General features: G+C 71.1%; 21 protein-coding genes. 10 read left to right on the top strand and 11 right to left on the bottom strand.

Annotated features, from left to right (window positions below; all coding sequences use genetic code 11):
* Positions 1-113 precede the first annotated feature (113 nt).
* The gene (locus tag AB0C19_RS14950; protein WP_357184783.1) at positions 114-1,370 is read right to left on the bottom strand and encodes an erythromycin esterase family protein; all 1,257 of its coding nucleotides are present in this window, start codon (positions 1,368-1,370) and stop codon (positions 114-116) included.
* Positions 1,371-1,498: 128 nt separating this feature from the next.
* Here AB0C19_RS14950 and AB0C19_RS14945 point away from each other — a divergent pair, with 128 nt between their 5' ends.
* On the top strand, positions 1,499-1,690 hold the full coding sequence (locus tag AB0C19_RS14945; protein ID WP_238670564.1) for a DUF2795 domain-containing protein: 192 nt from the start codon (positions 1,499-1,501) through the stop codon (positions 1,688-1,690).
* A 318-nt stretch (positions 1,691-2,008) separates the two neighbouring features.
* On the opposite strand, the gene AB0C19_RS14940 is transcribed toward AB0C19_RS14945, so the two are convergent.
* Complete coding sequence (locus AB0C19_RS14940; protein ID WP_357184779.1) at positions 2,009-2,911, bottom strand: Gfo/Idh/MocA family oxidoreductase; 903 nt, start codon at positions 2,909-2,911, stop codon at positions 2,009-2,011.
* Positions 2,912-3,169: 258 nt separating this feature from the next.
* Here AB0C19_RS14940 and AB0C19_RS14935 point away from each other — a divergent pair, with 258 nt between their 5' ends.
* Positions 3,170-3,562, top strand: a complete 393-nt coding sequence (locus tag AB0C19_RS14935) for a hypothetical protein (RefSeq protein WP_357184777.1) — start codon at positions 3,170-3,172, stop codon at positions 3,560-3,562.
* Positions 3,555-3,971, top strand: a complete 417-nt coding sequence (locus tag AB0C19_RS14930; protein ID WP_357184774.1) for a hypothetical protein — start codon at positions 3,555-3,557, stop codon at positions 3,969-3,971. The genes AB0C19_RS14935 and AB0C19_RS14930 overlap by 8 nt, the downstream gene beginning before the upstream one ends.
* A 104-nt stretch (positions 3,972-4,075) precedes the next feature.
* Here AB0C19_RS14930 and fabG read toward each other — a convergent pair whose 3' ends face one another.
* Both fabG and AB0C19_RS14920 read right to left on the bottom strand, forming a co-directional pair.
* The gene (gene fabG, locus AB0C19_RS14925) at positions 4,076-4,834 is read right to left on the bottom strand and encodes a 3-oxoacyl-ACP reductase FabG (RefSeq protein ID WP_357184771.1); all 759 of its coding nucleotides are present in this window, start codon (positions 4,832-4,834) and stop codon (positions 4,076-4,078) included.
* Between the two features lie 43 nt (positions 4,835-4,877).
* On the bottom strand, positions 4,878-6,530 hold the full coding sequence (locus AB0C19_RS14920) for an alpha-amylase family protein (RefSeq protein WP_357185263.1): 1,653 nt from the start codon (positions 6,528-6,530) through the stop codon (positions 4,878-4,880).
* A 77-nt stretch (positions 6,531-6,607) separates the two neighbouring features.
* Here AB0C19_RS14920 and AB0C19_RS14915 point away from each other — a divergent pair, with 77 nt between their 5' ends.
* Both AB0C19_RS14915 and AB0C19_RS14910 read left to right on the top strand, forming a co-directional pair.
* A complete protein-coding gene (locus AB0C19_RS14915; RefSeq protein ID WP_357184768.1) occupies positions 6,608-7,222 on the top strand; it encodes a DUF1349 domain-containing protein in 615 nt (204 codons plus the stop codon).
* Between the two features lie 70 nt (positions 7,223-7,292).
* Positions 7,293-7,964: a DedA family protein gene (locus AB0C19_RS14910; RefSeq protein WP_357184765.1), complete on the top strand. Its 672-nt coding sequence runs from the start codon at positions 7,293-7,295 to the stop codon at positions 7,962-7,964.
* Positions 7,965-8,029: 65 nt separating this feature from the next.
* On the opposite strand, the gene AB0C19_RS14905 is transcribed toward AB0C19_RS14910, so the two are convergent.
* The 3 genes from AB0C19_RS14905 to AB0C19_RS14895 all read right to left on the bottom strand — a co-directional run bounded on the left by AB0C19_RS14905 (position 8,030) and on the right by AB0C19_RS14895 (position 10,631).
* A complete protein-coding gene (locus AB0C19_RS14905) occupies positions 8,030-9,418 on the bottom strand; it encodes a cellulose binding domain-containing protein (RefSeq protein ID WP_357184762.1) in 1,389 nt (462 codons plus the stop codon).
* Positions 9,419-9,481: 63 nt separating this feature from the next.
* Positions 9,482-10,237 carry a membrane protein insertase YidC gene (yidC, locus tag AB0C19_RS14900; protein WP_357184758.1) on the bottom strand — a complete coding sequence of 252 codons (756 nt, stop codon included), beginning with the start codon at positions 10,235-10,237 and terminating at the stop codon, positions 9,482-9,484.
* A gap of 100 nt (positions 10,238-10,337) precedes the next feature.
* Positions 10,338-10,631 carry a DUF6412 domain-containing protein gene (locus AB0C19_RS14895; RefSeq protein WP_357184755.1) on the bottom strand — a complete coding sequence of 98 codons (294 nt, stop codon included), beginning with the start codon at positions 10,629-10,631 and terminating at the stop codon, positions 10,338-10,340.
* 160 nt (positions 10,632-10,791) lie between these two features.
* Here AB0C19_RS14895 and AB0C19_RS14890 point away from each other — a divergent pair, with 160 nt between their 5' ends.
* From AB0C19_RS14890 to AB0C19_RS14880, 3 genes are all read left to right on the top strand, one after another.
* Entirely contained in the window at positions 10,792-11,928 is a 1,137-nt protein-coding gene (locus AB0C19_RS14890) for a glutamate--cysteine ligase (RefSeq protein WP_357184752.1), read from the top strand.
* Positions 11,929-11,951: 23 nt separating this feature from the next.
* A complete protein-coding gene (locus AB0C19_RS14885) occupies positions 11,952-13,331 on the top strand; it encodes an FAD-dependent oxidoreductase (protein WP_357184749.1) in 1,380 nt (459 codons plus the stop codon).
* Positions 13,332-13,403: 72 nt separating this feature from the next.
* On the top strand, positions 13,404-14,372 hold the full coding sequence (locus AB0C19_RS14880; protein WP_357185260.1) for a LacI family DNA-binding transcriptional regulator: 969 nt from the start codon (positions 13,404-13,406) through the stop codon (positions 14,370-14,372).
* 104 nt (positions 14,373-14,476) lie between these two features.
* Here AB0C19_RS14880 and AB0C19_RS14875 read toward each other — a convergent pair whose 3' ends face one another.
* Together AB0C19_RS14875 and AB0C19_RS14870 are read right to left on the bottom strand one after the other, a co-directional pair.
* Positions 14,477-15,430: a carbohydrate kinase gene (locus AB0C19_RS14875; RefSeq protein WP_357184745.1), complete on the bottom strand. Its 954-nt coding sequence runs from the start codon at positions 15,428-15,430 to the stop codon at positions 14,477-14,479.
* Positions 15,427-16,692, bottom strand: a complete 1,266-nt coding sequence (locus AB0C19_RS14870) for an AGE family epimerase/isomerase (RefSeq protein WP_357184742.1) — start codon at positions 16,690-16,692, stop codon at positions 15,427-15,429. The genes AB0C19_RS14875 and AB0C19_RS14870 overlap by 4 nt, the downstream gene beginning before the upstream one ends.
* A gap of 382 nt (positions 16,693-17,074) precedes the next feature.
* Here AB0C19_RS14870 and AB0C19_RS14865 point away from each other — a divergent pair, with 382 nt between their 5' ends.
* A complete protein-coding gene (locus tag AB0C19_RS14865; RefSeq protein WP_357184739.1) occupies positions 17,075-17,695 on the top strand; it encodes an arylamine N-acetyltransferase in 621 nt (206 codons plus the stop codon).
* Here AB0C19_RS14865 and AB0C19_RS14860 read toward each other — a convergent pair.
* The gene (locus AB0C19_RS14860; RefSeq protein ID WP_091405997.1) at positions 17,689-18,114 is read right to left on the bottom strand and encodes a nucleoside deaminase; all 426 of its coding nucleotides are present in this window, start codon (positions 18,112-18,114) and stop codon (positions 17,689-17,691) included. The genes AB0C19_RS14865 and AB0C19_RS14860 overlap by 7 nt on opposite strands.
* Positions 18,111-18,962: an LLM class flavin-dependent oxidoreductase gene (locus AB0C19_RS14855; protein ID WP_357184735.1), complete on the bottom strand. Its 852-nt coding sequence runs from the start codon at positions 18,960-18,962 to the stop codon at positions 18,111-18,113. Before AB0C19_RS14855 ends, AB0C19_RS14860 begins: the two co-directional genes overlap by 4 nt.
* Before the next feature lie 99 nt (positions 18,963-19,061).
* Here AB0C19_RS14855 and AB0C19_RS14850 point away from each other — a divergent pair, with 99 nt between their 5' ends.
* A complete protein-coding gene (locus AB0C19_RS14850) occupies positions 19,062-19,973 on the top strand; it encodes an aminoglycoside phosphotransferase family protein (protein ID WP_357184732.1) in 912 nt (303 codons plus the stop codon).
* Positions 19,974-20,182: the final 209 nt, after the last annotated feature.

Raw genomic sequence — 20,182 nt, 5'->3', positions numbered from 1 at the left:
CCCGCCCCACCCCACACCATCCTGTCGATCATGGAGTTGTGGTGCCCGTCGTGCCCCGATCAGAGGCCTTCGTCCAGCACCACAACTCCTTGATCGACGCGAGCAGGTGGCCGTCAGACGCCTGCCGGGTAGGTTTCCATCTCGCCGGGGACCGCTGGCACCGGTAGCGGGTGCAGGGCCGTGGTGTCGTCGCACCAGATGAAGGCGTCGTAGCGGTCGCCGAGCCGGGTGGGCACGTAGTTGCCCCAGGACTCGAACGACGGGTCGTAGACGACCCCGATCGCCCGGTGGTCCACGGTGTCGGTGACCCAGCCCGGCTGGTCGTCACCGCCGAAGATCAGCACCGCCCGCTCCGGCATCAGCTCGTGCAACCGCCGCTCGATCGAGCCCTCCCGAGCCGGGGGCACCACCATCGCCTCGGGCGGCGACCCCCAGCGGGGCGCGGCGATCACAGTGCCCCGGTAGCTGCCGAAGCCGACCAGTGCCACCGCGTCCTCGCCGTGCCGCTCCCGGGCCAACTGACCAATGTTGACCATCCCGTCGGCGGCCATGTCGGTGGCCCGCGCATCCCCGACGTGCGTGTTGTGCGCCCAGACGATGCCCCGGGCGTCCGGGCCGTAGCGGTCCAACAACCGGTCCAGGGTGTCCTGCATGTGGGTATCGCGGATGTTCCACGAGTCCGGCCCGCCGGCCACCATCGCCCGGTAGTAGCGCTCGGCGCCGGCCACCACCTCCGCGTTCTGCCAGGCCGAGAAGCGGTCCGGCCCGTCGGAGAGGGCGTGTTCGCGGGTCCGGGCGAGCAACCGGACGACCTCCTCCTCGCACCGGGCGGAGACGAACCGGCTGGCCGCGCCGTACTCCTCGACCCTCTTGCCGTACGGCTCGAAACACCGGTACGCGTCCTGCGCCGCCTCCAGCGACTTCGGGTCCTCCTCGCCCAGGTAGTCGAAGATCGCCTGCATCGACTCCCAGAGGCTGTACACGTCGAGCCCGTGGAACCCGGCCCGCTGCTCCTCCGGCCGCTCCACGTTCCAGGCCCGCAACCAGCTCGCGAAGCGGGCCACCTCGGCATTGGCCCACATCCACGTCGGCCATCGCTCAAACGCCTCTAATGCGAGCTGTGGTTCGAGCGCGCCGCCCGGCGCGGCAGTCACCGACCGGTGCACCCGGTCGCAGTCTGGCCAGTCACCCTCCACAGCGACGAAGGAGAAACCGCACTCCGCGATCAACCGGCGGGTGAGCTGCTCACGCAACCGGTAGTAGTCGTAACTGCCGTGGGTGGACTCACCGATCATCACCACCCTGGCGTTGCGAACGCGCTCCAGCAACGGGTCGAAATCGCTCGGCGCGCCGAGCCGCTGAACCAGCATGCCAGCGGCTACCCGGCCGCCGCTGCGGCAAACCGTGCGCGCGTCGCGGGCCGACACGCCGGCCGCTGGGCCGTCGTGGGCCCCAACCACGCCGGTGTACGACCACCGCGAGCGGGTAGCCGGCCGACATGACCGTCACGGGGGTTCAGTTGCAGGAGTACCTGGCCGGGCTCGACTACCCGGTCTCCCGGGAGGACCTGATCCGCTGGGGTCAGGAGAACGGGGCCAGCACGGCTATGTTGCAGATGCTCCAGGCCCTACCACCCGACCAGTTCAACTCCCCCGACGAACTAAACGCCGCCCTCTCCACCCCCACCTGAACCGACCCCACCCCACCCCGCCCCGGCCCGCCCCGGCCCGGCCCGGCCCGGCCCGGCCCGGCTTCGGTGATCAAGAGGTTTGCGTCGTGCCCTGTGGCGTGTCGTGACGCAAACTTCTTGATCAGTGTCGGAGTCGCAGAACCTCGGCCGGTCAGTCTCGGGCGTGCCGCGGCAGCGGCCAGTCGGGGGTGCCCGGCGGGCAGCCGGGCCCATACATGCTGAAGAGCCTGATGTCTGTGAGTCATCAGGATGACTCACAGACATCAGGCTCTTCAAGCACAACCTGAGCTGGTGGGGTGGGACGGCACCCGGAGGGGGTTAGGGGATGGGGATGGTGCGGGATTCGGCGCGGGCGGTTTCGGCGGCGGCGAGGATGGCGACGACCTCGCGGCCGAAGCGGACGTCGCAGCGGTGGTCCCGGGTGCCGGTCCGCACCTGCTCGACGAGCTGGTCGATGGCGACGCCGAACGCGGTGGCGGCGTCGTTCTCGCCGAACGGGACGTTCTCGATGCCGTTCTCGCCGTAGAACACGAACTCCCGGGCCATCGACTCGGTCGGGGCGTCCAGGGACAGCGAGGCGCTGCTCGTGGCACCGCCCTCGTGGGTGAGCAGCAGATGCACCATCCCGCTCGGTCCGTCCATTGCCGCCACCTGCGTCACCCGGCCCAGCACCGGCAGGAGGATCGAGAGCGCGTGCGGGGCGATGTCCCAGAGCGCCCCGTGCTCACGACGCCACAACGAGCCGCCGTACGGGCTGCCGTCCTGAAAGATCGAGGCGAACGCTGTGGTCCGGCCGTGCTGCCAGCCCCCGGCGGCGGCGGTGGCGGCGAGGAACGCTGTCACGTTCGGCTGGAACCGCTGGGTGAAGAAGACGACCGAGGCGACCCCGGATTCCTCGGCGGCGGCCACGACCCGGTCGGCGTCGGCCACGCTGAGCGCCAGCGGCTTGTCGAGCAGCAGGTGGCGGCCGGCGCGGGCGGCCCGGACCGCGATGTCGGCCTGGATGTCCGGCGGCAGGGCGACGGCGATCGCCTCGCACTGTTCGATCAGCGCGTCGACGTCGGCGTAGGCGGGCACGCCGTACCGCTCGGCCAGCGCGGAGGCCCGCTCCGGGTTGCGGCCCCAAACCCCGACCAGCTCCGCGTCGGGATGTGCGTGCAGCGCCTTCCCGTGCGTCTCGATCGCCCAGTGACCGGTGCCGAACAAGCCGAACCGCAGCACGTGTACCTCCGCTGTTTCCCCGCACCGCGACAACGCCACGGACGTGATCCACGCTAGTCGCCCGGGCGGCCATGACGGCGGCGGGTTCGACCAATCGAAGCAGCTCACCTTCACTTCCAGATTCGGAAACGACCGACCGGACCTGCTCCTTGCCACCTCTCGACGGGCACGCGTCACACGCGGAGAGGCAGGGCACCCCCTTTACTACGACGGTTAGTAGGCTGTGCCGGTGACCGAGGCAACGACCGGGTGGTGCCGGTGACCAGCGTGGCCGCCGATTCGCCGGTGGACGGGATCGTCGCGACAGTGCCGATCGTGCTGTCGCTGCTCGTGGCGGTGTGGGCGCTGCTGGCGGCGGTACGCCACCGGCCACCGGACCGGTTGCAGTTCGTCGGTCTGGCCGTACTCGAAGTGGCGTTGTTGGTGTTGAGCGTGCTGGCGCTCGTCGCGGTCGGCGGCGGGGATCGGCCCGGCGAGCCCGGCGCCTTCTTCGGCTACCTGGTCACGCTGGTGTGCCTGCCGCCACTGGCCTGGGTGCTGGCCCGGATGGAACCGACCCGCTGGGGCTCGGCGATCGTGTGCGCGGTCTGCCTGGTGACCCCTGTGGTGGTGGTCCGGTTGCAGCAGACCTGGGAGGTGCTCGGTGGTTGAGACAGGATCGGCTCGGCAGCGTACGAACTCCGGCCCGGGTCGGCTGTTGATCGCTGTCTACCTGCTCTTCGCGATCGCGGCGACGAGTCGGGCGGGTCTGCAGATCGCCACCAAGTTCGACGAGGCGCCGGTGGCGTACCTGCTCTCCGGGGTGGCCGCGCTCATCTACATCGTGGCGGCGGTGGGGCTGGCCCGCGCCGGGCACACCGGCCGTCAGGTCGCGCTGGCGTGCTGCTCGGTGGAGCTGGTCGGGGTGGTCGCGGTCGGCATCCTGAGCCTGGTCGACAAGGACCTCTTCCCGGACGAGACGGTCTGGTCGCAGTTCGGCAGCGGTTACGGCTACATCCCGCTGGTGCTGCCGGTGCTCGGCCTGATCTGGCTCTGGCGCACCCGCCACGCACCCGCCTGACCCGCCTGACCCGCCGCACCCGCTGACCCGCCGCGCGACCGGGCGCGGACCCGGCGACGAGGGCGCCGGCTCACCTGCCGGAACGCCCCCGTCGGGAGTACGGGTCAGTCCCGTGGGCCGCCCGCGACGTAGATGACCTGGCCCGAGACGAAGCCTGCGCCCTCGCTCGCCAGGAACGAGATGGTGTGCGCGACGTCCTCCGGCCGGCCCGGGCGACGGACCGGGATCTCGGCGGCGGCGTGCTTCTGGAAGTCGTCGAAGTCGACCTTCATCCGGGCGGCGGTGGCCGCGGTCATGTCGGTGACGATGAAGCCGGGTGCGACAGCGTTCACTGTCACCCCGAACGGCCCCAGCTCGATGGCGAGCGTCTTGGTGAAGCCCTGGAGACCGGCCTTGGCGGCGGCGTAGTTCGCCTGGCCCCGGTTGCCCAGCGCGGAGGTGCTGGAGAGGTTGACGATCCGCCCCCACTTCCGGTCCACCATGTGCTTCTGGGCGGCCTGGCTGAACAGGAACGCGCCGCGCAGGTGCACCCCCATCACCGTGTCCCAGTCGGCGTTGGTCATCTTGAACAGCAGGTTGTCCCGAAGCACACCGGCGTTGTTGACCAGCACTGTGGGCGCGCCCAGCTCGTCGGCGATCCGGCTCACCGCCGCGTCGACCTGGTCCCGGTCGGACACGTCGGCGCCCACCCCGAGCGCCCGGCCACCAGCCCCGGCGATGGCGTCCACCGTCTCCTTGGTGGCCGCCTCCTCGATGTCGACCACGGCGACGGCCATTCCGTCGGCGGCCAGCCGTCGGGCGGTGGCCGCGCCGATGCCGCGTGCGGCTCCGGTGACGATGGCGACGCGGGACTCCTCCGACATGATTACCTCCCGGTAACTTGGGGTCGATCGGAGGAGCTTAACCTCAACAGGCCGACCCTCGGCATAGGCGAATCCACCGGTATCCGTGGCCGGAGACCTTCACAGCGCCGAGCTTGCCCAACTCTCCGTAGCCGCGGTCGGCCAGCACGTCGATCGGCAGGTCGGACTCCGGCTCGAGGCTGCTGAGGTCCACCTCGACGTCCTCGGTGCTGAGGTTGTGCACGAAGACCATCGTCCCGGTCGGGCCGTCGGCCCGGTGGGCGAGCACTCCGGCCGGCATCGCCACGTCGATGTGGGTCGTCGAGCCGGAGCCGATCTCCGGAGCCTCCCGCAGCGTACGGATCATGCGCTCGAACCAGGCGAGCAGCGATTTGGCGTCGCCGCGCTGGGCGGTGACGTTGACGTTCTGGTAGCCGAACTCACCCTTGTCGATCACCGGGCGGACCAGCTTCTCCGGGTCCGCCGTGGAGAAGCCGGCATTCGGCTGGTACGACCACTGCATCGGGGTACGGATCGCCTCCCGACCGGGCAGCGACAGGTCCTCGCCCATCCCGATCTCCTCGCCGTAGCGCAGCACCGGGGTGCCGCGCATCGAGAACTGGAGGGCGTACGCCAGCTCGATGTGCCGCCGGTCGTTGCCGAGCATCGGGGCGAGCCGGCGACGGATGCCCCGGTCGTAGATGCGCATGTTCTCGTCCGGGCCGAACTTCGCGTACACCTGGTTTCGCTGTTCGGTCGTCAGCCGGGACAGGTCGATCTCGTCGTGGTTGCGCAGGAAGGTGGCCCACTGCCCGCCGACCGGCAGCTTCGGGGTGTCGCGGAGCGCCTCGATCAGCGACTCCGGGTCCTCGCGGGCCAGGGCGAGCATCAGTCGACCGTTGAGCATGAAGTCGAAGAGCATGTGGATCCGGTTGCCGGAGCCGCTGGCGTCGCCGAAGAACGTCGGTAGCTGGTCCGGCTCGACGTTCGCCTCGGCCAGCAGGACGGCGTCGCCACGCCGCCACTGGACGTGCTGGCGCATCTCGGTGAGGAACTCGAAGTCCTTCGGGGAGTTCGGGTTGCCCGGTTCGGTCAGCTCGATGATGAACGGCACCGCGTCCATCCGGAAACCGGAGACACCGAGCTGGAGCCAGAACGACATGATCTTCTTGATCTCGTCCCGGACCTGCGGATTGCCGAAGTTGAGGTCCGGCTGGAACTTGTAGAACCGGTGGTAGAACCACGCCTTGGCGGTCCGGTCGTAACTCCAGGTCTCGTCCTGCTCGCCGGGGAAGACCATGCCCTGGTGCCGGTCGTCCGGCTCGGTGTCGGACCAGACGAACCAGTCCCGGTAGGGCGAGTCCGGCGAGGAGCGGGCGGACTGGAACCACGGGTGCTCGTCGGAGGTGTGGTTGACCACCAGGTCGATGATCACGCGGATGCCCCGGTTCTGCGCCTGGTGCAGCAGCTCGGCGAAGTCGCCCAGGGTGCCGAAGCGCGGGTCCACGTTGTAGAAGTCTGTGGCGTCGTAGCCGTCGTCGCGGTTGGGCGACGGGTGGATCGGGTGCAGCCACAGGCAGGTCACCCCGAGCCGGGCCAGGTAGTCCAGCCTCCCGATCAGCCCACGGATGTCACCGACCCCGTCGCCGTCGGAGTCGGCGTACGTGTCGATGTCGAGGCAGTAGACGACGGCTTCGGAATACCAACGGTCACCCATGCCGAAGGAACATCTCCGTTCGATCACCGCGGCAAACCCGTGCGGCGGCGGTGGGCGGCGTTGGTTACCGTGCCGTCATGGAGAACGACCTCGTACCGCCCAGCGAACCGTTGGACTGGTCCCGGGGCAGTTGGCTGCACCCGCCGGTACGCGTCGAGGAGGGCCCGGCCGGTGAGTTGGTAGTCGAGCCGGCGGCGGAGAGCGACTTCTGGCGGCGGACCAGCTACGGCTTCGTCCACGACAACGGCCCGGCCCTGCTGGCGCCGCTGCCGGTGGGCACGGCCATGGAGGTGAGCTTCCGGCTCGACTTCTCGGCGCAGTTCGACCAGGCCGGTGCGTTCGTCCGGGTCGACGAACGCACCTGGACCAAGGCCGGCGTCGAGGTGAGCGACGGCGAGGCGCAGCTCGGCGCTGTGGTGACCCGGGAGTTCTCCGACTGGTCGGTGGGACCGGTGCCGGAGTGGGCGGGCCGGGAGGTGACCGTCCGGGTCAGCCGGGCCGGCGACGCGCTGACCGTCCGTGCCCGGGTCGACGGCGAGCCGTGGCAACTGGTCCGCCTCGCCCCGCTGGACCCGACGGCCGAGGCCGTGGCGGGCCCGTTCTGCTGCGCGCCGTCCCGCGCCGGCCTGACAGTGGTGTTCACTGGTTGGCGGCAGGGGCCGGCGGACACCGCGCTGCACCCGGAGCACTGAGCGCAGGTGTAGCTCACGCCCCGCTGGGTATGACCATCCGATCCCCGAGAGCCGACCGGAAGGACGACCCATGGCGTACGCCCAGGCTGGCGACCCGTCCGAGTTCACCGGGTTGACCGGCTGGGTGGCCTCGGTGATCGAGGCGATGGGCCCGGTCGGAGTGGCGCTGCTGGTGGCGCTGGAGAGCATCGTTCCGCCGATCCCCAGTGAGATCGTGCTGGCGCTCGCCGGTTTCCTGGCCCACGAGGGTGAGTTCAACGTCTTCCTCGTGGTGCTGGCCGCGACGGTCGGCTCGCTGGTCGGCGCGTTGGTGCTCTACTGGCTGGGCGCGGCGCTGGGCGAGGAACGGCTCAAGCGCTGGCTGGACCACATCCCGTTGGTGGACAGCGACGACCTGGAGAAGGCCGACAAGTGGTTCGAGCGGCACGGTCGGTGGGCGGTGCTGATCGGCCGGGTGGTGCCGGTGGTCCGCAGCCTGGTCTCCGTGCCGGCCGGGGCCAACCGGATGCCGCTGGGTGAGTTCATCCTGCTCACCACCATCGGCAGCGGGGTGTGGAACGGCCTCATCGTGGGCGCGGGTTACGCGCTCGGGCGCCGTTGGCAGGACGTCGAGCGCTACAGCGACTGGTTCAACTACGCGATCGTCGCGGTCTTCGTCGTGATGGTGGCCAGTTGGGCGATCCGCAAGGTTCGCAAGCGTCGTGATCGCGACGACCGGCGGTCGGTGACCGCCGGTCGGTGACCGCCGGTCGCTGATCCGCGTTACCGCCTACCGCCGGCGTCCGGTCCGGACGCCGGCGGGCGCGGTCAGGGCAGGGTGTCCAGGTGCGGGCCCACCGTGTTGGCGAAGCCGTTGCCGTTGCTGACGTCCCAGTTCACCGACCAGGTCATCGCGCCCCGGATGCCGGGGTAGGTGCGCGGCGGGCGGAAGCTACCGCAGTTGGTGCCTCGGGCCAGGCAGTCGAGGGCGGCGTTGACCACGCTGGGCGCGACGATGCCGCCGCCGGCCGCCCCCGCTCCGGCGGGCAGGCCGAGGCCGACCTGGTCGGGGCGGAGCCCGGCCTCCAACTGGATGCAGGCCAACGCGACGATGAAGTTCACGGTGCCCTGACCATAGGCAGCGTTCTGGTCGCAGCCGAGCATCGCGCCGGAGTTGTAGTACTGGGTGTTGACGACTGTGAGGATGTCCTTGATGTCGAGCGCCAGCTTGAAGTAGCCGCCGGCAGGGTTCTGCATGTCGATGGTCTGCGGCGCCATCGCGATGATCAGGCTTGATCCGACAGTGGCTCGCAGCGCGCGCAGCGCCTGCGCCATGTACGTCGGGTTGAGCCCGTTCTCCAGGTCGATGTCGATCCCGTCGAAGCCGTACCGGGCGATCAACGCGGCGGCCGTGTCGGCGAACGCGGCGGCCGACGCGGCGTTGTTCACTGTGACCCGGCCGGTCTCACCACCGACGGAGAGGATGACCCGCTTGCCCCGGCTGTGCAGGGTGCGGACGTCGGCGGTGAAGTCCGCGTCGGTGTAACCACCGAGCGAAGCGGCCAGCCCGGGGTCGACGCCGAAGGTGAGCGCGCCGGGAGTCGCGGTGGCCTCGGCGAAGGCGACCGCCACCAGGTCGTACTCGGCGGGGACGTCGCGTAGCCGCAGCTCGACGGCGGGGTTGTCGAAGTTGTGCCAGTAACCGGTGAGCAGGTGTTTCGGCAACCCACCGGTGGGCGGGTCGGTCGGTGGGGGCGTGGTCGGCGGCGGCGTGGTCGGCGGCGGCGTGGTGGGTGGGGGCGTCGTGGTGGGTGGGGTGCCGCCGCCGCAGGACGCGCCGTTGAGCTGGCAGCCGCTCGGTGAGCCGGAGCCGCTGGCCAGGAAGCCGAAGGAAACCGACGCGCCCGGGGCGATCGCGCCGTTCCAGGATCGGTTGGTGAAGGTGTGCCGCTGGCCGGACGAGCTGAGCAACGCGTCCCAGTAGCTGCCGAGGGTGGTGCCGGACGGCAGGTCGAAGGCGAGGCTCCAGCCGTTGACAGTCGAGCTGCCGCCGTTGGTGATTGTGTACTTCCCCTCCCAACCCGAGCCCCAGTCGGCGGTCTTGACGAAGCTGGCGGTGGCGCCGGCGGCGTACGCGGGCAGCGCCACCCAGGCCGCGCCGAGTGTCGCCGCGAGGGCGGCGACGAGGGACAGGACAAGGGATCTGGAGCGTTTCATGCGACCCTCCGGGCCCGGACGGGCATTCATGGACGTCAACGTTGCTGTCAATTATTAAGACAGTTAACTGTTTCTGTCCAGGGGGCGCGTCGGGACCGCCTGCGGGCGGCGGAGCACCGCCTGCTCAAGGGCCGACCACACGCTCGTGGTCACCAGGTAGATCACCGCGGCGAGCGGCAGCACCAGCGCCACCAGCACCGTCGTGAACGGCAGCAGGGGCAGCAGCCGGCCGAGCGTGGCCGCGCCCGGCCCCTCGGTCGGCGTACCGGCCACCGTGCCCACCGCCGCCGACGCCCGCCGGGCCCGCCGCGACGACCACCAGGCCACCACCAGCAACACCACCAGGAGTACGCCGAACAGCGGTCCGGCCGCACCGGCCAGCCCGTCGCTGAGATGGTGACCCAGTGGCACGCCGGCCAACCGCTCGTCCAGCAACCCGGTGCCACCCTCGCTGGTGCTGAACAACCGGTACAGCACCAGCAGGAACGGTGCCTGGATGAGCAACGGAAGACAGCCGGCGATCGGGTTCGCGCCGGCTTCGCGGTACAACGTGAACACCTCGCGCTGAAGCGTCGCCGGGTCGTCCGCGTACCGCTTCTGGAGGTCACGCACCTGTGGGGCGAGCGCAGCGCGGCGCCGCTCGCCGCGGACCTGCGCGACGGTCAGCGGCGAGATCAGCAGGCGGACGGCGATGGTGAAGAGCACGATGGCGGCGGCGGTCGCTCCGCCGCCGGCCAGTGGTTCGAGCAGTTCGGTGAGCCAGGACAGTGCGCTGCCGGCAGCGGCGACAGCGTCGTGCAGTGGTGCGAAGGCAAGCATGGGAAACCCCTCGGTCCGATTCCGGTGAGGCCCTCCCCGGGCGGTATTCGCTCAGCAGGGGGGCCGGTGACGGCGGGATCGGCCGCGCGGCGGCGAGGCGCTACGCGGCGCAGGGGTGCCCCGGAGCACGGGGACGAGGACGACCGGCCGCATCCGGGTCGATCTGGCGAGGCATGCGGCGACTGCGGGAGCGGGCCCGGAGCCCGGCCCACCGGGGACCGGCACCGGGCGCGCCCGCCCGATCGTGCACCCGGGCCGCCAGCACCACGGCGAGCAGCACCAGGGCGGTCAGCGCGGCGCCCGCCAGCAGGTCGACCGGGCGGCCCGCGAGCACTGTGAGCTGGGCGAACGCGGACACCCACGCGACCCCGACAAAGCCCAGCAGCACCGGCACGGGCCCAGCATAGGACCCGCTGTCACGTCACCCAGCCGAATCCGGCGGCCCGCCCCGTACGACGCGCCGCCGCCACGTTTCCCGGCATCGCCACGTTGGGTAACCAACGAAGGACCAACGCGGACGGACCGCGAACGGTAGGAACGGACGGGTGATGTCGATGACGGGTCAGGTGGCGGAGGCGCCCAGCGACATGGCTGCGGCGGCCGGGTTGCTCACCGTGGGTGTCGAGGAGGAGTTCCTGCTCGTCGACCCGCACACCGGAGCCGCGGTTCCGGCCGTGGACCTGGTCATGGAGCAGGTGCCAGCCGAACTTCGCGGACAGGTGGAGCGGGAGTTCCAGACCAGTCAGATCGAGATCGGCAGCCCGCCCGGCCTGGAGCTCTCGTCGATCCGGCACTCCCTCGGCGTCCTGCGTCGGGCGCTCTCCGACGCCGCCGAGCGGGCCGGCGTACGCCTGCTCGCCATCGGCACCGGCCCGGTGGACGGCCCGGTGCCGCCGGTGGTGGACAAGCCCCGCTTCGACCGGATGATCGAGCGCTTCCGGCTGCTCGTTCCCGGCCCCGGCAACAACGGTATGCACGTACACGTCGGGGTGCCCGACCCGGACACCGGCGTGCAGGTGCTCAACCACGTACGGCCGTGGCTGCCGATGCTGCACGCGGTGACCACCAACTCGCCGTTCTCCCGGGGCGAGGACACCGGCTACGCCAGTTGGCGCTCGGTGGAGTGGGAGCGCTGGCCGTCGGTGGCGCCGACGCCGTTCCTGGAGTCGCACGAGCACTACCAGCGGCTGATCCGCCAGTTGATCTCCAGCGGGGTGATGCTCGACGAGGGAATGCTCTACTGGTACGCCCGCCTGTCGGCGAAGTACCCGACCGTGGAGCTGCGGATCGGCGACGTCTGCCCGTCGGTGGACGACGCAGTGCTGGTCGCCGCGCTGGTCCGGGCGCTGGTGGCCACCGCCATGGCGGATGTCGAGGCCGGCCGGCCGGCGTTGCAGACCGACCACCACCTGCTGGTCGGCGCGCACTGGCGGGCCGCCCATGACGGCCTGGAAGGTGAAGCCGTCGACGTCACGAACGGTGAGCTGCGCCCGGCGTGGGAGCTGTTGGACCGGTTCGTGGAGCGGATGCGGCCCGCGCTGGAGCAGCACGGCGACTGGGCCGAGGTGACCGACCTGCTGGGTGGGTTGCGCCGGCACGGCAGCGGCGCGGCGCGGCAACGCGCGGTGTTCGAGCGCACCGGCCGACTCACCGACGTGGTGCAGGACGTCGCGCGGCAGACCCGCGGCTGATCACCGCATGACAGGATGAACCCGTGGCGCAACGGCTGATCGTCATCGGCGGGGACGCCGCCGGAATGTCGGCGGCGTCCCAGGCCCGACGCCGCCGTGACCGCGGCGACCTGGAGATCGTGGTCTTCGAGCGGGGCAACTTCACCTCCTACTCGGCGTGCGGCATCCCGTACTGGATCAGCGGCCTGGTGCCCGGCCCCGAGGCGTTGATCGCCCGGACCCCGGAGACGTTCCGCACCGAGTACGCGATGGACGTCCGGATGCGTCACGAGGTCACTGCCATCGACCTGGAACGCCGCGAGGTGGTCGCGCGGGACCTGAAGGACGGCGGCGAGGTCCGCGAGCGCTTCGACGACCTGATGTACGCCACCGGCGCGGTGCCTGTTAAACCGTCGTGGGCGATCACCGACGCGGGCGGCGTGTTCGGCATGCAGACCCTCGACGACGGTGCGGCACTACGCGACTGGCTGGACGCCGACCCGCAGCCGCGCCGGGCCGTGGTGGTCGGCGGCGGGTACATCGGCGTCGAGATCGCCGAGGCCCTCATCCAACGCGGCCTCTCGGTGACCCTGGTGGAGGCCGGCGAGCAGCCCATGTCGACTGTCGACAGCGACATGGGCGAGCTGGTCGCCGAGGCGATGCGCGGCCTCGGCATCACGATCCGCGGCGGCCTGCCGGTGACCGGCCTGGAGGAGCGGGACGGCCGGGTATCCGCCGTGGTCACCGCCGAGGGGCCGATCCCGACCGACGTCGTGGTCATGGGTCTGGGCGTACGCCCCAACGCCGCGCTCGCGGAGGCGGCCGGGCTGCCCCTCGGCCCGACCGGTGCGATCCGGGTGGACCGGCGGATGCGGGTGCCCGGACACCCCGGGGTCTGGGCGGCCGGTGACTGCGTGGAGACCCTGCACCGGGTCAGCGGGTTGCCGGTGCACGTGCCGCTCGGCACGCACGCCAACAAGCAGGGCCGGGTCGCCGGGATCAACATCGGCGGCGGGTACGCCACCTTCACGGGCGTGATCGGCACGGCGGTGACGAAGGTCTGCGACCTGGAGGTGGGTCGGACGGGTCTTCGCGAGCGCGACGCCACGGCTGCCGGCTTCGAGTTCGTCTCGGTGATCGCCGAGTCGACCAACCGGGCCGGCTACTACCCGGGCGCCCGGCCGATGACCGTCAAGCTGATCGCCGAGCGTCCCAGCGGCCGGTTGCTCGGCGCGCAGATCGTCGGCTGGTCCGAGGCGGCCAAACGGATCGACTCGCTGGCCGTGGCGCTGTGGAACGGCATGACGGTGGACGATATGACACAGCTGGACCTGGGCTACGCTCCGCCGTACGCGCCGGTCTGGGATCCGGTGCTCATCGCCGCCCGAAAAGCGGTCGACGCGCTCGCCGCCCTCGACCGTTGACCCGCGCCCGCCGTGGAGGACCACCCCGTGACCCAGACCCCGACCCGGCCGACAGCGCGTCGGCGTCCCACGATGGTCGACGTGGCCCGGCGGGCCGACGTCAGCCTGAAGACGGTCTCCCGGGTCGTGAACGACGAGCCGGTCGGCCAGGAGTTGGTCGGCCGGGTCCTGGCCGCCATCGCCGAGCTGGGCTTCCGGCGCAACGACATCGCTCGTAACCTGCGCTCCCGGCAGCTCAACGCCACGGTCGGGCTGCTGATCGAGGAGATCGCCAACCCGTTCTACGCGACCATCGCCAGCGTCGCCGCCGAGATCGCCGCCGCCCACGGCACCATGCTGATCACCGCGTCGTCGGAGGAGGATCCGGAGCGGGAACGCGCCCTGCTCCAGGACTTCACCCAACGCCGCGTCGACGGCCTGCTGGTGGTGCCGGCGGGCCTCGACCACTCGTTCCTGCGTCGCGAGGTCGAGCTGGGCATGCCTGTGGTGTTCCTGGACCGGCCGCCGCAGGGGCTTCAGGCCGACGCCGTGCTGTTGGACAACCGGGGTGGCAGCCACGCCGGGGTGACCGCGCTGCTCGACGAGGGGCACCGACGGGTGGGGCTGCTGCTCGGCGCGCCGAGCGTGCCCACGATGCGGGAGCGGCTGGCCGGGGCACGGGCGGCGCTGGACGCCGCCGGGGTCGAGCCGGACGAGTCGCTGATCCGTGAGCGGCTCATCGCTCCCGAGGAGGCCGGCCGAGCGGTCGCCGGGTTGCTCGACCTTCCGGAGCCGCCCACCGCCTTCTTCTGCGCCAACAACCGGCTCACCGTCGGCGCGCTCCAGGAGCTGCACCGGCGGGGCAGTGACGCGGCGCTGGTCGGCTTCGACGACTTCGAGCTGGCCCACCTGATGCCCCGACCGCTGACCGTCGTCGCGTACGACACGAGGGAGCTGGCGAGGGTCGCCACCGAACGGCTGTTCGAGCGCATAGCCGGCGACGACTCCCCGCCGACGACCACAGTGCTCCCCACGAGGCTCCTACCCCGCGGCCTGACCTGATCCCCCCGCTCCCGGGGGTCGATCATGGAGTTGTGGTGCCTCACGTATGCCGCAAAGTGCGGTCAAACGCCCACCACAAGTCCATGATCGACCGGCAGAGTGGTTTAGCTCGCGGCCGTCAGGAGGGCGTCGACCTCGGCGCGGGTCGGTGGGTTGGCGCCTCGGCGGGCGCAGGTCAGCGCGGCCACAGTGGCGGCCTGTCGGAGCACCTCCGCCCACTGCTGCGGGGTCACCGCGGCGAGCCGATCGGCCGGCCGGTCACCGAGCGCGTCGAGGTCGGCCAGCGCGGCCAGCAGGCCACCGGTGAACGAGTCGCCGGCGCCAACGGTGTCGACCACAGTGGTGCGGACCGCCGGCTCCTCGTGCAGCGAGCCGTCCGGCGCGAGCAGCCAGGCGCCGTCCCCGCCCCGGGTCACCACGGCGCAGGACACACCGGCCGTACGCCATTCGGTCATCACGTCGGCCACCGAACGGTCCGGGTAGAGCCAGGCCAGGTCCTCGTCGCTGGCCTTGACCAGGTGCGCGAGGCGAATCTGCCGGCGTACCCGCTCCTGCTCCGCCACCCGATCCGTGACGATGCTCGGGCGCAGGTTGAGGTCGATGGAGACCGTGAGCCCGTCCCGCTGGCGTTCCCGGGCGAGCAGGCCCTCCAGCGCGTCCGCGCCGGGTGCCAACGCGAGCGCGAGGGACCCGGTGTGCAGTGCGATCGCCGGTGAACCGGCCAGCTCGGGCAACTCCTGTGGCGTCCACTGCCAGTCGGCCGCACCGGCCAGCCGGAACTCGTAGCTGGCCTGCCCGGCGGCGTTCACTGTGGCCACCGCCACCGACGTGGGCTCCTCGGCGCGTACCGCCCACTCCAGGTCCACCCGGTTGGCGCTCAGGTGCTCGACGAGTTGCCGACCGTACTCGTCGCTGGCGAGTCGGGCCAGCAGTCGTACCGGCTGGTCGAGCCGGGCCAGGGTGACCGCGACGTTCGCCGGGGAGCCACCGGGCACGGCCCGCTGCCCCTCGGCGGTGACGACCAGGTCGATCAGCGCCTCACCCGCGACGACGATCACGCGGTCACCTCCCCCGGTGCGAGCGGGCCGGGGCCGCCGAGCCCGTCGGCCGCGCGGGACAGCAGTACCGCCTGGTAGGCGTGGTAGACGTCCGGTCGGCCGTGCCAGACCGTTTGGGCGGGCAGGTTCTGCGCGTCCAACTCGTGCCGCCATCCGGTCTGGTCGATGAGAGTGCGGCGGGCGTACGCCCAGAAGACCCGGTACCAGTCGAGGTAGACCGCGTCCCCGGTGCGGCGGTGCAGGGTGATCGTCGCACCGATGGCCTCGGCGAGAACCCAGTGCATCCGGGAGCGCACCACCGGCCGGTCGTCCCAGTCAATGGTGTAGACGAAGCCGTCCGCGCCGTCGACCGCCCAGCCGCGACGCACTGCCGCGGCGAACAGGGTGCGGGCGTCGGCGAGCAGCCAGCGGGGTGGCTGCGGCAGCACCGCCTCCAACTCCAGCAGCAGCCGGGCCCACTCCAGCCAGTGCCCGATCGTGGAGCCGTACGGCCGGAACGGGTCGGCGGGCTGGTCCCGGTTGTAGTCGGGCAGCGGCGTCCAGTCGGTGGTGAAGTGCTCGGGCAGCCGCCAGTCGTGTCGGGCCGCCTCACCGTGCACGAGGTGGGTGGCGATCCGCAGGGCCCGGTCGGCCCAGCTCGCGTCGCCGGTGGCGGCGGCAGCGGCGAGGAACGCCTCGACCATGTGCATGCTGCTGTTGGCGCCCCGGTAGTCCTCGGTGACCGTCCAGTCCCGGTTCCACGATTCGCGGACCGCGCCGGCGTCGTCGTCCCAGAACCGGTCCCGCACGACGGCCAGCACGTCGGCGAGCAGCCGGTTCGCGCCGGGCCGTCCGGCGCGCGCGGCGCTGGAGGCGGCGAGCAGGACGAACGCGTGGTCGTAGCCGGCCTTGCGGTCGTTGACTGGCACTCCCTGCTGGTCCACCGCGCCGAACCAGCCGCCGTACCGGTCGTCGCGCAGTAGCGTGCTGAGCGCGGCGATCCCGTGGTCCACCAGGGCGGCGGCGTCCGGGTCGCCGTTGCGGTGGGCGAGGGCGGCCACGTGGGTCATCCGGCAGGTGATCCAGGTGTGGATCGGTTCGCCACGATCCGGGGTGCGGTCGTCGGTGAGCCACCAGAAACCGCCCTCGGGCCGGACCGAGCGGCGGGCGGTGTCGAGCAGCGTCCGGGTCTGGTCGACGAGGAACTCGTCCAGATCGGGCAGGTCTGGTGACCCCGCCGGAGTGGGGGTCGTTACGGCGTCAGGTCGGGGCACGTCGGTCATCTCAGCTGGTCACCGTCGGGTAGGAAAGGGACATACGGCCAGGATCGGCGGACGGACCGGGTCCGCGCCGCAAAACCGCCAACGGTACGCCACGAATCGACCAGCCAGGGCCGGCACGCGGCGGGAGGCTTTTCCTCCCATTTGACCGTTGACATCGTTGTCACCGCTCAACCCTGCTCCGGCAGTCGGTCGACTGTCAATTCCGGCTGCGTCACACCGCAACGGGGACGGCCGCCCGGCTGTGGCGATGACCGCGTCCCACATCCATCAGGCGCCCCCGAGGTCGACCAGGCCGATCTCGGCGGGGGGAAGGTCTTGGACGTCCGGGCCAGCACGCAGGCCATCGAGCATGAGGGTCAGGTAGCGGTCCACGCTGCGCTGGGTGAGTTCGGCGCGTAGGCGCGCTACCCGCGGCGAGGCGATGTGGGGCAACCACAACGCGCTGCTCGTCGACCTCGATGGGCGACGCTGGCTGGCCGACGCTGGTATCGGCGACGGATTCATCCAGCCGTTGCCGATGCGGGAGGGGCCCCACATCCAGGGAAGTCTGGCCTACCGGCTTGAGCGGCTCGATCCGGATACCTGGCGCTTCCACCACCGCCCCGGCGGAACCATCGCCTCCTACGACCTGCGCCTGCAGCCACGGGAGGTCGCCGACTTCGCCACCCACTCCCGGGAGCTGTCCACGTCCCCCGCCTCGGCGTACGTCACCACGCTCATGGCCGCTCGGCCGAGCGGCGACCATACCCTGGTCCTGCTGTCCCGGACGCTGCGTCGGCTGGGTGCCGCCGCCAGCACCCCCCGCGTGATCGCCGATGTCGACGAATTCGCCAAGACGCTGTCCACTGACTTCCTCGTACCCCTCGACGACCTCGGCCCGGACGGCGTCGCCCACCTCTGGCACAAGACAGGCACCCAGGACGACCTGTGGCGCGCACGCGTCCGCAACACCGGGTCGTCTCGCCCTCACCTACCAGGCACCGCAGACGGGCCCGGTCAGTAGTAGTCGTCGATCGGCTGGCGTGCCTCGTCGAACAGCGCCGGCCCCTCGTAACGGACCGGGGGCAGCGGCGGGGTGGCCGGCTTGACCTCCTCGAACTGCTCGGTGGACAGCGCGTACACCACCCGCCCGAGGCCGGACCGGTCGATCGCCGTCGCGCACATCGCGCAGGGCTGGCAACTGGTGAACATCGTGGTGCCGGCGGCCACCTCGGGGGAGAGTTCCCGAGCCGCCCAGCGGGCCAGCTTCAACTCCGGATGGGCGCTGATGTCCGCGTCGGAGACCACAGTGTTGTGGTCCTCGATCAGGACGACGCCGGCCGCGTCGACCAGCAACGAGCCGAACGGCCGTTCGCCGGAAGCCCCCGCCCGCCTGGCGATTTCCACTGCGTGGCGGAGAAACTTCTCGTCGTCGGGGGTCATCGGTCCTCCTGGGTTGCGTGATGTGCGGCCACTGCCGCAAGGGTCCGCCAGGCGCGTTCGGGCTGGCGGATCTCGGTCAGGTCGCCGTTGAACGGGTCCAGCACCACCGTCTCCGCGCCGAGCGCACGAAGCTTGTCCAGGTCGGCGACGATCTGATCGATGGTGCCGACGCCGGCGAGCCGCTCCGGGCCGGTGCTCGGTTCTCGGGTCTCCTGGAGCGCGATCCGCGGCACCACCGCGGGCACCGGGCGACCCAACTCGTCGGCGATGTCCGTCAGTCGTCCGACCGCCTCGGCCAGCCGTCCGGGCGTGATCCGCAGCGGGTGCCACGCGTCACCGAGCAGTACCGCGCGGCGCATGCCGGCCTCGCTGTTGCCACCGACCCAGATCGGGATCGCAGCCGTGTCGTAGTCGTCGGTGTCCTGCCAGGCCTCGCGCATGGTGTGCAGGTACTCGTCGGTCAGCGCGCCGCGCTGCCGGAACGGCACGCCGAGCGCCTCGAACTCCTGCCGGGCCCAGCCGACGCCGACACCGAGGACGAGCCGCCCGCCGCTGAGCCGGTTGAGGTTCGCCGCCATCCGGGCGGTGAGCAGCGGGTGCCGGTACGGGACGATGAGCACAGTGGTGCCCAGCCGAACCCGACTGGTCACCCCGGCCAGCCAGGACAGCGTGGTGAACGGCTCGTAGAACGGCGCCGGGTACTGCTCGGCCACGTCCGGGGTCACCGCGATGTGATCGGAGACCATCAACAGGTCGAAGCCGAGACCCTCCACCGTCTGCGCCCACCGACGCAACACGTCGGGGTCGGTGCCCGGGGCGAAGTTCGGTACGTTCACACCAATCTGCACCCGTCCACGCTAGCCACTGTGGACCGGCGTGTGAACGCCGTGGCCCGGCTGAATCACCTGGCGGCCGGCACGAATCGCCGCACGACTCAGGAGCGCCGGATGGATCTGCCCGAGGGACTCGACTGGGTACGCGGATCACAGGCCGGTCGCGCCTGGCTGGCGGCACTCCCGACGTGGCTGAACGAGTGCGCCGAGCGCTGGTCGCTACGGGTCGGGCCGCCCTTCCGGCAGGCGTACGCATCACTGGCGCTCCCCGCCCACCTGCCCGACGGCACTGCGGCGGTGCTGAAGCTCCAGTTTCCCGACGAGGAGAGCCGGTACGAGGCCGACGCCTTGGCCCAGTGGGACGGTGACGCGGCGATCCGTCTGCTCGCCCACGACCCCGAGCGGCGTGCCCTGCTGCTCGAACGCTGCCAGCCCGGCACTCCCCTGCACGACCTACCGCCGGACCGAGCGCTGGACGTGGTGGTCGGTCTGCTCCCCCGGCTCTGGCGACCGGCCGGCGCGCCGTTCGCACCGCTGGCGCAGGAGGCCGCCGGCTGGATCGACCGGATGCCCCGGGCCTGGGAACGGGCCGGGCGACCGTATGAGCGACGGCTGCTGGACGGGGCGCTCGAGCTGACCACCGGTCTGGCGTCGAGCCAGGGCGAGCAGGTGCTGGTCAACCAGGACCTGCACGCCGGCAACATCCTCGCCGCCAACGCACTCGCCGCCGACGCACTCGCCGCCGACGCACTTGCCGCTGGACGAGGGCCGTGGCTGGCGATCGACCCGAAGCCGCTGATCGGGGAGCGCGAGTTCTCGGTCGTGCCGATGGTGCGCGGCCCGGAGTTGGGGCACTCAGCGGCCGCCGTCCGGCATCGACTGCACCGGCTCAGCACCGAACTGGGGCTGGACCGGGAACGGGTCCGGGGTTGGACGATCGGGCACACGCTGTCCTGGAGCGTCACCGACGACATCGTCTTCCCCGAGAAGATCGAGGTGGTCCGCTGGCTGCTCGACGGCGACTGAAGTTCGGCAACGACGCGAGTCTCCCGCACCCGACCCAACTCCGCGATCTTGCACTTTTTGTCCCGACCTAGAGTGCATATCAACCCAAATCAACAACAGAAACTGCAAGATCGGCGCGCGCGGGGCGGGGCGGGGCGCGGGGCGGGGCGGGGCGCGGAGAACGGAAGAGCGTCGTGAAGGGAATGACTGTACAATCAGAGGAGAAGATA

Source organism: Micromonospora sp. NPDC048842, assembly GCF_040649935.1.
Taxonomy (GTDB): Bacteria; Actinomycetota; Actinomycetes; order Mycobacteriales; family Micromonosporaceae; genus Micromonospora; species Micromonospora hortensis.
The sequence above is the reverse complement of the archived record's forward strand: the minus strand, read 5'-3'. Positions and strand labels throughout refer to the sequence as shown.